The following is a 12,024-nucleotide window of genomic DNA, read 5'->3' on the forward strand; positions in this document are numbered from 1 at the left end:
TTTCATGACGGGTGCATGCTGGATGCGGCGCTGGCCGCAGCAGAAGAGGGCGCGGTCGATGACGCCTTGATCGCTTCGACGTTGACAGGGGTGCCTGCACGCAACACGCCGGCGGTGCCGCGCAGCACCCATGCGCCTTCGGGCACGCCCTGCACGGCCACCCATGTTTCATCTTGCGGCACGCTGTGGGCAGCACCTTGGGGTGCACTCTGGGCAGTGTCATGCGCTTTGCCGCGGGCACCGGTTTGCACCGGCAGGTGCTCGATGGTGCCCTTGGCCGTATCCACCACTTGCACATAAGGCGCAGGCTTGTCGGTGCGCACGGCGTTCAGGGGTACGGCCAGTGCGCGTTCACTGGCCATGCGCAGCTGGCCGTGGGCAAACAGGCCCTGACGCAGGCCTGGCTGGGTGGCCACGTTCAAATACACCAGCACGCTGCGGCTGCCCGCCTGGGCGCTGGGGTTGATGCGCGCCACCGTGGCCTGCACCGGCTGGGCCACGCCTTCGATGTCCAGCAGCGCGTGCTGGCCCACACGCACCGCCACCGAGTCGGCAGGGGCCAGCGCGGCTTCCAGCTCCAGTCGGCTTAGGTCGACAATTTCGACAATGCGTGCTTCGGGGGACACGCGCTCGCCGGGTTGGGCCAGGCGCTGGGCAATCTGGCCGTCGATGGGCGCTTTGAGCACCGTGTCGGACAGCGATTGGCGTACCACTTCAGCCCCAGCCTGGGCGGCGCGGTAATTCGCCTGGGCGCTGTTGAGGCTGGCCAGCGAGTTGTCGAGCGCGGTTTTGGAGATGAAGCCCTTGTCCATCAGTGCCACGTTGTTGTCGTACTGGCGCTGGGCGATATCGACCTGGGCTTGCGCCGCATCGGCTTGCAGCCGCATCTGGCGCACGCGCTCGGCGTATTCGGTGGGTTCTACCCGGGCCAGCACCTGGCCTGCCCGCACGCTGTCGCCTTCGCGCACGCTCAAGCCCTGCAATTCGCCCGGCACCCGTGCTTTGACGATGGCCGAGTTAACGGCTTTGAGCGTGCCCGTCAGGGGCAGGCCGGTGTCCAGATCGCGCACCTGCGCGATGGCCAGATCGGCAGGAGTCAACGCCATCAACGGGGGCTTGGTGGTCGCTAACAAGGCTTGTCGCTCGGCCTGGCGAGCCTGATAACTGCGCGCACCCAGACCGGCCAGTGCAGCCAGCGCCAGTGCAGTCAAAGCCAGTTTTTGCCAGGTTTTCATGGGGCGGAACCATCCTTACGCAGACCGCGAATCACCATCTCGGCATGCTGCTCCAGCAAAGCGGTGGGGTCCGGTGCCACGCTGGGCGTGCAGCACACCGTTTGGGTAAAGCGCCACAGCGTCATCTGCACCAGCGGGGCGATGATGAGCAGCGGCGTCAAGTTCAAATCGACCGCACGAAAATCGCCCCGCGCCATGCCGCGCTGCAAGATTTGGCGCACTAGTTCATGCTCAGGCTCGACCACCTCCTGACGGTAATACGCGACCAGCGACGGGAAGTTGGCCGCTTCGGCCACCAGCAGCTTGCTCAAACCGGCTGCCGGAGAGCTGCCGTAGCTTTGCCACCAATGACGGATGAATTCGCGCATCAACTCGTCACTGGGGCCAGTGAACTCGGCCACTTGACGCAGTCCATCGGCCACATGGCGTCCAATGTTCTCGCGCACCACGGCCTTGAACAGCGCCTCTTTGCTGGCAAAGTACAAAAACAACGTGCCCTTGGACACACCCGCGCGCCTGGCCACTTCTTCCACCCGCGCGGCGGCGTAGCCTTTTTCCACAAACACTTGAAGCGCTGCGTCCAGCAGCTCGCCCGGGCGATCGTGCTTGCGGCGTTCGCGCTTGTGTGCGGTATCGGTGGGTGAGGAGGTGCTGGCGTTCATGTTACTGACTGGCTGGTTAGTAATGTACGTCAAACCGTGGATTGTAGGAATGGGCAGGTTGATGCAGATTAAATGGTGGCCTTGATCTTGGGTTTGAGGGGTGCACGTGTGGGGTATAAGTTGTGCCACTGGGTCTCCCGTATGAGAGGGTGCTTCGGGGATGTGCCCGCCCAGGTTTTGAGTGCCAGACCAGAGCGCGTTGACCGCAAGGTGAATCGACGTTCACTCACCGGGCTGGCGATTGTCCGCAGACTACAAAATTGAAAGCCACACCAAGGAGATAAGGCATGAGCAAGGTCACAACCCTTCGCAACTACATCAACGGCGTATTTACCGACAGCACACAACTGCACGAGGTCACAAACCCAGCTACGGGGGAGGTGCTGGCGCAATCACCGCTGTCAAGCCAGGAAGACGTTGACCGTGCCCTACAAGCGGCCCGCGCCGCACAGAAAGACTGGGCACGCAAACCGGCCATCGAACGCGCAGGTCATTTGCGCCGGATTGCCGCCAAACTGCGCGAACATGCGCCACGCTTGGCGCGCACTATTACCCAAGAGCAAGGCAAGATTTCCGGGCTGGCCGAAGTAGAGGTGAACTTTACGGCCGACTATATGGATTACATGGCCGAATGGGCGCGCCGCCTGGAAGGTGAAATCATCACCAGCGACCGCCCCAAAGAAAACATCTTTTTGTTGCGTAAACCACTGGGCGTGGTGGGCGGCATTCTGCCCTGGAACTTTCCCTTCTTTCTGATTGCCCGCAAGATGGCTCCCGCCCTGCTGACTGGAAACACCATCGTCATCAAGCCCAGCGAAGAAACGCCCATCAACTGCCACGCTTTCACCGAACTGCTGGCTGAGACCGACTTGCCCGCCGGTGTGTTCAACGTCGTCTATGGGCAGGGGGCGACGGGCGCAGCTATTGCGGCCCACGCTGGTGTCAACATGATCAGCTTTACCGGCAGCGTGCCTACCGGTGCGCGCATTGCGGCGGCGGCAGCCAGCAACATCACCAAGCTCAACCTGGAACTGGGCGGAAAAGCACCGGCCATTGTGCTCGCTGATGCAGATTTGGATTTGGCGGTGAATGCCATTCGTGCCTCGCGCATCATCAACACGGGCCAGGTTTGCAACTGCGCCGAGCGTGTTTATGTCGAGCGGTCTGTGGCACAAGAATTTACCGACCGCATGGCCAAGGCAATGAGCGCAACACGCTACGGCGACCCACTGGCCCAAGCGGATGTGGAAATGGGGCCGCTGATCAATCAAAAAGGACTGGATGGCGTAGCCGCCAAGGTGCGCCAGGCGGTTGCTGACGGTGCCCAGGTGGTCACGGGTGGCCAGGTGGCCGACCTTGGCAAGGGCTTTCACTACCAGCCCACTGTGCTGGCAGGTTGCAAGGCCGATATGGAAATTATGCGCAAAGAGATCTTTGGCCCAGTGCTGCCGATCCAGATCGTGGATGATCTGGACGAGGCCATTGCCATGGCCAACGACTGTGAATACGGTTTGACCTCTTCCATTTACACGCGCGATTTGTCCAAGGCCATGCACGCCATGCGTGAGATTGATTTTGGCGAAACCTATATCAACCGCGAGAACTTCGAGGCCATGCAGGGCTTTCACGCTGGGGTGCGCAAATCTGGTGTGGGTGGAGCCGATGGCAAGCACGGCCTGTACGAGTACACCCACACCCATGTGGTGTACGTAGAGGCGTGAAGCGCATTCAGACCACCAGCGGCGGGGCCTGCATGGCCTCGATCTGTTCGCGCAAGATATTGATCTGGCCGCGCCAGTAGTCGGGGGTGCCAAAGCTGGGAAAGGCAGCGGGAAAAGCCGGGTCGTCCCAGCGGCGGGCCAGCCAGGCGCTGTAGTGGATCAGCCGCAGGGTGCGCAGGGCCTCGATCAGCGCCAGTTCGCGTCGATCGAAGTGGCGCACCTGCTCATAGCCGTCCAGCAAGGTACCCAGGGCGCGCTGACGTTCAAGGCGGTCACCGGCCAGCAGCATCCACAAATCTTGTACGGCGCAGCCGGTGCGGCAATCGTCCAGGTCGACGAAGTGCGGGCCGCCGCCAGGTCGGTCGGTGGGCGTCCACAAGATGTTGCCGGGGTGGCAGTCGGCGTGCAGGCGCAGGGTGGAAAGGCTATTCTTATCAATATCAAATTGATTGTTATTGAAGGTAGATATTTGGTTTATAGCTATTAAATCAATAGCTTCTTGGCTGATATCGGCCCAGGTTCGTTCGACTTCCAGCGGCAAGGCGTGGTGCGTCAGCAGCCAGTGGCGTGGTTCGATGCCGTAGCTGGCGATGTCCACGGCGGGCCGGTGTGCAAAAGGCTGGCGTGCGCCCACGGTGTGTAGACGGGCGATGAAGCGGCCAATCCATTCCAGCGCCTCGGCATCGCTCAGCTCGGGCGTGCGGCCCCCACGGCGAGGCGACAGGCTGAAGGCAAAGTTGCCGTGCTGGTGCAGCGTGCGCCCGCCCACGGCCAGTGGGGCGACCACGGGCACTTCAGCCGCTGCCAGTTCGTTTGCGAAAGCGTGTTCCTCTTCAATCTGCGCGTGCGACCAGCGCCCAGGGCGGTAGAACTTGAGCACCACCGCCGGGTGCTCGGCGGCCAGCGGCGTACCAGGCTCCAGATGGGCCAGGTAGACGCGGTTTTCGTACGAGTTGAGGGGCATCAGCCGCCCGTCGCCCATCAGGCCCAGGGCCGAGAGAGCGTCTTGCACCAAATTGGGTGTGAGCTGGCTGAAAGGGTGAGGTGCAGGTTCATCCATGGTTGCCATTGTCGGGCCTGGAGGGCGCATGCCGGCAGGCGACACAATGCGTGCATGACGACAACCCGATCTGCCATTCAATACTGGTTGATGAAGTCAGAGCCTGAGGAGTGCTCGATTGACGATGCATTGGCCGCGCTGCAACACACTGTGCCCTGGACGGGTGTGCGCAATTACCAGGCCCGCAACTTCATGCGCGATGCCATGCGTGTGGGCGATGGGGTGTTGTTCTACCACTCCAGTTGCGCCGAGCCGGGCGTGGTGGGCATTGCGCGCGTGGCTTCGGGCACCCGGGCCGACCCGACGCAGTTTGATCCTGCGTCGCCTTACTTTGATGCGTCCAGCCAGCAGCACGCCCCGCGCTGGTTGTTGCTGGACGTGCAGGCGTTGCGCAAAACGCGTGTGCTGGGCCTGAAAGAAATGCGCGAAACCCCCGCGCTGGCAGGCATGCGTGTGCTGCAACGTGGCAACCGCCTGTCGATCACCCCGGTGACGGCCCAAGAGTGGCATGCCATTGAACGGCTGCTGGGGTGATCCATAAAAAAACCGCCATCAGTGCATGGCTGATGGCGGTGGTGGTTGCCGTAGCTGTATCGGCGTTTAGCTTGTGGGATCCATAAAGCTGCGTAGCTTGTCGGAGCGGCTGGGGTGTTTGAGTTTGCGCAGCGCTTTGGCCTCGATCTGGCGGATGCGCTCGCGCGTGACGTCGAACTGTTTGCCCACTTCTTCCAGCGTGTGGTCGCTGGTCATTTCGATGCCAAAGCGCATGCGCAGCACCTTGGCTTCGCGCGGGGTCAGGCCATCGAGGATGTCTTTGACCACATCGCGCAGACCGGCCTGCACGGCGGCGTCGGCTGGGGCGGTGTTGTTTTGGTCTTCGATAAAGTCGCCCAGGTGCGAATCGTCGTCGTCGCCGATGGGTGTTTCCATGGAGATCGGCTCTTTGGCGATTTTCATGATCTTGCGAATCTTGTCCTCGGGCATTTCCATCTTCTCGGCCAGAATGCCGGCGTCTGGCTCAAAACCAAACTCTTGCAGATGCTGGCGGCTGATACGGTTCATCTTGTTGATGGTTTCGATCATGTGCACCGGAATGCGGATGGTGCGGGCCTGGTCGGCGATGGAGCGCGTGATGGCCTGGCGAATCCACCAGGTGGCGTAGGTCGAGAATTTGTAGCCACGGCGGTATTCAAACTTGTCCACCGCTTTCATCAGGCCGATGTTGCCTTCCTGAATCAAATCCAGGAATTGCAGGCCACGGTTGGTGTATTTTTTGGCGATCGAGATCACCAGACGCAGGTTGGCCTCGATCATTTCTTTCTTGGCGTCGCGCGAGGAGGCTTCGCCCTCGTTCATGCGCTTGTTGATGCCTTTCAGCTCATCGAGCGGCACCACCACCTGGGCTTGCAGGTCGGTCAGCTTTTGCTGCAAATCCTGAATGGGTGGAATGTTGCGCTCCATGATGGTGCTCCAGGGTTTGCCCGCTGCAGCCTGCTTTTCCACCCATTTCAGGTTGAGCAGGTGAGAGGGGGCTTTGTTGCCCGCCTTGTCGCGGCCTGAAAAATCGGCAATGAACTGCTCTTGCGGAAAGCCGCATTTGTCCACGATGATGCGGCGCAGCTCGCGCTCGTATTTGCGCACGTCGTCGACCTGACCACGCAGCAGATCGCACAGCTTTTCAATGGTTTTGGCGGTGAATCGGATGGTCATCAACCGCTCAGACAGCGCATGCTGGGCCTTGGTGTAGTTGGGCGAGCCCCAGCCTTCCTTGTCGTAGGCTTTGTGTACTTTCTCAAACAGTGCGCCAATCTCGTCAAAGCGCTCCAGCGCCTGATTTTTCAGCATTTCAAGCAGTCGGGTCATGGCCTTGGAGCCGCCCTTGCCATCGTCATCATCGTCTTCGTCGTATTCGTCGAAATCTTCTTCGGCGACGTAGTCATCGTTTTCATCGGCATCGCTGAAACCGTCGACGATAGTGTTGATCACCACCTTGCCTTCACGAATTTCGGCGGCCATTTTCAAAATTTCGGCAATCGTGGCGGGCGATGCGCTGATGGCCTGCATCATGTCCATCAGGCCGCCTTCGATGCGTTTGGCGATTTCGATTTCGCCTTCGCGCGTGAGCAGCTCCACAGTGCCCATCTCGCGCATGTACATGCGTACCGGGTCGGTGGTGCGGCCGAATTCGCTGTCTACGGTGGACAGTGCGGCCTCGGCTTCTTCTTCGGCCTCTTCTTCGGTGGCGGTGTTGCTGCCGGTGTTGGTGATCAGCAGGGTTTCAGCATCGGGCGTTTGCTCGTAAACGGCCACGCCCAGATCATTCAGCATGGAGATCACGGCCTCCAGCGTCTCGGTGTCAACCAGTTTTTCGGGCAAATGGTCGTTGATCTCCTGGTGTGTCAGGTAGCCGCGTGTTTTGCCCAGCTTGAGCAGCGCCTTCAGGTTGGCGCGGCGTGTGCTGACTTCTTCTTCCGACAGCACGCCCTCGTCCAGGCCAAACTCTTTCATCAAGGCCCGTTCCTTGGCCTTGCTGATTTTCATGCGCAGAGGTTTGACTTTTTCAACCACAGTGGGTTCAGACGGTGCCTCTGGCTCGCCTTCCAGATCGCTTTCGATGTCAGACAAATCGGTATCGTCATCGTCGCCTTTGCGGCCCGATTTTTTCGCCGCACGTCCGCGCTTTGGTGGTGCTGATTTTTCAGCCGCCGCAGCGCCTTTGGCCGGGCGTGTTGTCTTTTTGGCGGGTGCAGCGGTAGATTTTGCGTTGGCAGTTTTGCCTGTTTGGGACTCAAGCTCTTCTGCGGCGGGCGCTTTTTTGGCGGCGGCCTTCTTGATGGCAGGTTTGGCGGCTGCTTTGATGGTTTTGGCGCTGGTCGGCATGAATAAAACCTCTTGGATTGTGGAACGAGCTGACAGGCCCAGCCCCATGACAACGCACGAAGCCCCAGGCAGGACAGCTCAAATTAACGAACAAGTTGCGAGAAAGCGGTCAGCAACGCCATGAAGCGGCCACGAACATGGTGGTCACGGGCGTTACGGGCAAGATGGTGGGGCGAACATTTGGTATGCAGTCCTTGCGATAAGGTGGCCTGACCCATTGTGGGTTGCGCGCTTGACGCGGGCGCGCGGGCCGACTCGGAGGTGCTGCTGTCGCTCTTGCCTGAAAAACAACCTGTAATTATACGTTTACTTGGGGCTGGATCGGGTGAGTTCAAGCAGTTGGCGCTTCAATTGCATCTGTTTGGCCATGGCTTGCTGGTATTCGGTGCGAATTTCTGACTCTGCTGTGGTGGCCTCTGCTGTGGTGTTGCCCGCCAGTTGTTCGGCCAGCAAGCGGATGTCATCGCCCGTGACTTCAAGCCAGGCTTTGGTCACACAAACCTTCAAGTCCTGGGTTGAGGTGTCTGCTTCCTGTGGGCTGCTGCTGGGGACTGCATCGTCGGAAAGCCTGGCGTGCATGGTGTCTTCGGCATAAATGGTTTTGACGAGGCTTTCAAAACCAGCACCTTCCATCGCCACGAAGATCAAGGCCAGCGGTTGCGGCCCGTGCTCCAGCGTTTGTGCGTCCAGCCAACGAAAAGCGTCGCCGTAAGGGCCGTCGATGCGGCACAGCATTTCATGGTCGGCGCTGGTCAGGTCGTCCCACAGCGCGGTGTGGCGCAGCAACAGGCGGATGATGTTGCGGGCATGGGCTTCGAGCGCGGGGCGCATGGCTGTGCGTGAGGCGGTGCGCTCAGGTGCCCGATGGGGTTGGCGCGGCTCGCGGTGGCCGCTGCCGCTGGGCGTGCCGCGCTGTGGCATACCCCAGAGCTGCTCCAGCTCATGGGTGCCGATGTGCACTTGCGCAGCCAGATCAGCCAGCATTTGCTGCGCCAGCACGCCGCCGGGCAACAAGCGCCACAAAGGCTGGGCGTTGGCCGCCATGCGTGAACGCCCTTCAGCCGTATTCAAATCGCAGTCTTCGGCCGCCACTTCACGCAGAAACAGCGACAGTGGCATGGCGTCTTTGACGGCCTGGCCAAAGGCATCAGCCCCTTCGGTGCGGATAAAGCTGTCGGGGTCGTGCTCGGGCGGCAAAAACAGAAACTTGACGCTGCGCACGTCGGTGGCAAAGGGCAGGGCGGCTTCCAGCGCCTTGCGGGCGGCGCGGCGGCCTGCGGCGTCGCCGTCAAAGCTGAAGACCACGCTGTCGGTAAAGCGAAACAGCTTTTGCACGTGCTCGGGCGTGCAGGCCGTGCCCAGGGTGGCCACGGCGTTGCCAAACCCAAGCTGTGCCAAGGCCACCACATCCATGTAGCCTTCGGTGACCAGCGCATAGCCGTGCTCGCGCAGCGCGCTGCGGGCCTCGAACAGGCCGTACAACTCGCGCCCCTTGTGAAACACCGGGGTTTCGGGTGAGTTGAGGTACTTGGGCTTCTCATCGCCCAGCACGCGGCCACCAAAACCAATGACCTCGCCCTTGATTGAGCGGATGGGGAACATGATGCGATCGCGAAAGCGGTCATAGCGTTTGTCCTCATCTTCTTCGCTGGTGATGACCAGGCCGCTTTCGGTCAGCAGCGGATCGGTGTAGTCGGGAAACACCCCCGCCAGCGTGCGCCAGCCTTCGGGCGCATAACCCAGACCAAAGTCGCGCGCCACTGCGCCCGACAGGCCGCGGCGTTTGAGGTAGTCGATGGCGCGGGGCGTGTCTTTCAGCGCTTTGCTGTAGGCTTGGCCTGCGCGCGCCAGCACGTCGGTCAGGGTGGCGCGTTGTGCGGCCTGCTGGGCGGCGTGCTCGCGCTCGGCGGGACTGCGCTCGTCCTCGGGCACCGGCATGCCGTATTGCTGGGCCAGATCGTGCACCACTTCTATGAAGCCCGCGCCCGTGTGCTCCATCAAAAAACCAATGGCGTTGCCGTTTTTGCCGCAGCCAAAGCAGTGAAAAAACTGTTTGGACGGACTGACGCTGAAGCTGGGCGATTTTTCGGAGTGAAAAGGGCAAAGCCCCGAGAAATTGGCCCCGGTCTTCTTCAGCGGCACGTAGCGACCGACGATCTCCACGATGTCGGTGCGTGCAACAAGCTCCTGAATGAAATGCTGGGGAATGGCCACGCGCAGATTGTGATGGATGAGGGGTGACGGATGCGGGCGGATAGCAGCCGGATGCTTACATCTGCTGCATGGCCTCGCGCGCATGCCAGCCGCTCAGGTAGGTGTCGATCAACTCGGCGGCTTGCTCGATTTTGAGGCCACGCGTGCCAACTGCCGAGACGATGAGCCGGTGTTTGCGGGCCTTGACGACGGTGCGCCGCATGTTGCTGTGGCGCAAGGTGGGCAAAGGGGTTTCGGGCGTCAAGTCAAAGATGGCGCTCAAAGTGCTGTTGACGAGGTTGATTTGCAGCGATTCAACCGCACCCCAGCTCAAGGGCTGATCCATGCCGGGCAGCAACAGGTGATCGGGGGTCAGTGTCATCACCTCGTGCTGGGTGCGCTTCCAGCACAAAACGGCCAGACCACCCAAAGCGGCGGTGATCGTCAGCATGATCAGCAGTGCAACGAGGTGCTGACTCCAGCCAGTCAGCGCCGCTGCGGCCAGTGTGGCCAGGCCCAATACGGCAGCAGCTGCAAAGACCCCGATGGGCAGCGCGCGGGATTCGTGCAGCACCACGGTGCCTTTGACCTGATCGCTCATGGCTTGCAGGTGGCGGCGGGTTTCGGCGTTGTATTCGGTGGCGGCGGATTTGAAGTCGGCCAGCAGTGCGCTTTGCACGGCAGCGCTGTCGGCAAACAGCGACCGCACCCATTGCAGCGCATCATCGTCGGGGGCAGCCAGTTGGGGCATGCGGGGTGCGCCCAGGGCTTTCAGCCGGTCTATCGTGGGCGGGTGGGTGTCGAACGGGTGGGTGGTGGCGGCCTCGGCGCTGAGATCGGGCGGAGCCAGTGGCTTGGCGCGCACGTCTTCTTGCAGCATGGCGATCAAATCGTGCCCGGTCTCGGCCGGGCGGCGGGCAATGGCCTCCAGGCGTTCTTCGACCACCGGTGCCAGGGCCGACACGTGCACCAGTGCGCGTGCCGCTGCTTCGGGGCTTGCCACACGGGCGCTGACGGCATCAGCCGCCAGCTCGCGCTGGCGGCTCCAGTGGTTGACCGCACCGTGAAAGCTTTCCAGCAGATAGGCGCTGAAGGTGTAGGCGGGGATCGATCCCCAAGGGATTTCGCCCTTGTCGGTCATGCTGTGCAGCGCGTGCTCCATGCTGGCGTACAGCGGCACAAAGCGCATGCTGTAGGCGGTGTCTTCACCCAGAAAGTGCCCCATTTCGTGGGCGATGATGGCGTCGATCTCGTCGCGCCGCAGCAGGCTCAGGTAAGTCAGTGGCAAATGCAGTGTGCGCCCTTCCAGCAGTTGCTGTGCAGGCTGCGTGCGCAGGGTGTGGTTGGTGACGTAAAAGCTTTCGACCATGCCCAGCACCATGTGCTCGGGCGGGGCCGTGCCCACGCGTGCGGCCAGCTCGCGCACGTGCTGCCACAGCCCAGGCGCTTGTTGGGGCGTCAGCGCCTGGCCCATGACGTCGTTGGGTTCGCTGATGAACTGCACCGATTGGCGCAGACGCCACCATGCGGCGGCAGCGCCCCAGGCCGTGAAGGCCGTGATCATGACCAACAGCGCCTGCCACTTGACCATGCCGCTGGATACGCGGCCATCAGCGGTGAACACGTCGTAGGCCACCGCGCAGCGCACCACGGTCAGGGCCAGAAAAGTCAGGGTAATGAGCGCCAGCAGCACCCCCAGATAAGGTTGCAAATAGCCGCGCCAGCGGGCAAAGGCCGCAATCAGTGCATCGCGTGAACGCAATGCCCGCCCGCCCGCATGCCGTGCGCTCGCAATGCCCAGCACGCCCCACAGGGCCGCCAGCAGGCCGCTGACCACCACCGTCCAGGCCGCAGGGCGCACGATGCGGGTGGCCATGTTTTGGCGCGTCTGTTCTTCTTTGATCTGATCCAGCAGGGCTTTGACCTTCGCTCTGGCCACGACCACCGTGGTAGGGCGGCCGTTGATGCGCACGGTGTCGTGTGGCGAGCGCGAGGCCAGTTGCGCCTGCAAAGCTTGCAGATCCTGGATGTGCTGGGCTTGGGCGTTGTCGCTGGCGGTCATGCCTGCAGGGGCTGAGGCCGGATATTGGCTCAATTCCCAGCCGCCAAAAGCGGCCAGCGCCAAAGGCAGGGCCACCATCCACATCAGCACGCGCGTCAGCGGCGGCAGCTTGGCCAGCAGATTCCCTGTCATGTGGTTTTTCCTTGTGTGCTTGTGCAGCAAAAAAATGCGGCCCTTGACGAGGGCCGCGCCGATCTTTTCAAGGCACGTG

Annotated in this window: 8 protein-coding genes; 2 read left to right on the forward strand and 6 right to left on the reverse strand. The window is 61.6% G+C overall.

The window, feature by feature from the left end; all coding sequences use genetic code 11:
• Nucleotides 1-2: 2 nt before the first annotated feature.
• Both ACK5NW_RS00140 and ACK5NW_RS00145 read right to left on the reverse strand, forming a co-directional pair.
• A complete protein-coding gene (locus ACK5NW_RS00140; RefSeq protein ID WP_416924222.1) occupies nt 3-1,235 on the reverse strand; it encodes an efflux RND transporter periplasmic adaptor subunit in 1,233 nt (410 codons plus the stop codon).
• Nucleotides 1,232-1,897 (reverse strand): TetR/AcrR family transcriptional regulator, encoded by a 666-nt coding sequence (locus ACK5NW_RS00145; RefSeq protein WP_416924223.1) that lies wholly within the window; start codon nt 1,895-1,897, stop codon nt 1,232-1,234. The genes ACK5NW_RS00140 and ACK5NW_RS00145 overlap by 4 nt, the downstream gene beginning before the upstream one ends.
• Before the next feature lie 287 nt (nt 1,898-2,184).
• Between ACK5NW_RS00145 and aldA the strand changes: the two genes are divergently transcribed.
• Nucleotides 2,185-3,618 (forward strand): aldehyde dehydrogenase, encoded by a 1,434-nt coding sequence (aldA, locus tag ACK5NW_RS00150; RefSeq protein ID WP_416924224.1) that lies wholly within the window; start codon nt 2,185-2,187, stop codon nt 3,616-3,618.
• 7 nt (nt 3,619-3,625) lie between these two features.
• Here aldA and ACK5NW_RS00155 read toward each other — a convergent pair whose 3' ends face one another.
• Complete coding sequence (locus ACK5NW_RS00155) at nt 3,626-4,678, reverse strand: serine/threonine protein kinase (RefSeq protein ID WP_416924225.1); 1,053 nt, start codon at nt 4,676-4,678, stop codon at nt 3,626-3,628.
• Between the two features lie 54 nt (nt 4,679-4,732).
• Here ACK5NW_RS00155 and ACK5NW_RS00160 point away from each other — a divergent pair, with 54 nt between their 5' ends.
• Complete coding sequence (locus ACK5NW_RS00160; protein WP_416924226.1) at nt 4,733-5,212, forward strand: EVE domain-containing protein; 480 nt, start codon at nt 4,733-4,735, stop codon at nt 5,210-5,212.
• Between the two features lie 66 nt (nt 5,213-5,278).
• On the opposite strand, the gene rpoD is transcribed toward ACK5NW_RS00160, so the two are convergent.
• From rpoD to ACK5NW_RS00175, 3 genes are all read right to left on the reverse strand, one after another.
• Nucleotides 5,279-7,558, reverse strand: coding sequence for an RNA polymerase sigma factor RpoD (gene rpoD, locus ACK5NW_RS00165; RefSeq protein ID WP_416924227.1), 2,280 nt, complete (start codon nt 7,556-7,558; stop codon nt 5,279-5,281).
• A gap of 306 nt (nt 7,559-7,864) precedes the next feature.
• Nucleotides 7,865-9,772, reverse strand: coding sequence for a DNA primase (gene dnaG / locus ACK5NW_RS00170; RefSeq protein WP_416924228.1), 1,908 nt, complete (start codon nt 9,770-9,772; stop codon nt 7,865-7,867).
• A 55-nt stretch (nt 9,773-9,827) separates the two neighbouring features.
• Nucleotides 9,828-11,945: a M48 family metallopeptidase gene (locus ACK5NW_RS00175; RefSeq protein ID WP_416924229.1), complete on the reverse strand. Its 2,118-nt coding sequence runs from the start codon at nt 11,943-11,945 to the stop codon at nt 9,828-9,830.
• Nucleotides 11,946-12,024: the final 79 nt, after the last annotated feature.

Origin of the sequence: Ottowia sp. (assembly GCF_047975795.1) — a bacterium.
Lineage (GTDB): Bacteria > Pseudomonadota > Gammaproteobacteria > Burkholderiales > Burkholderiaceae_C > Ottowia.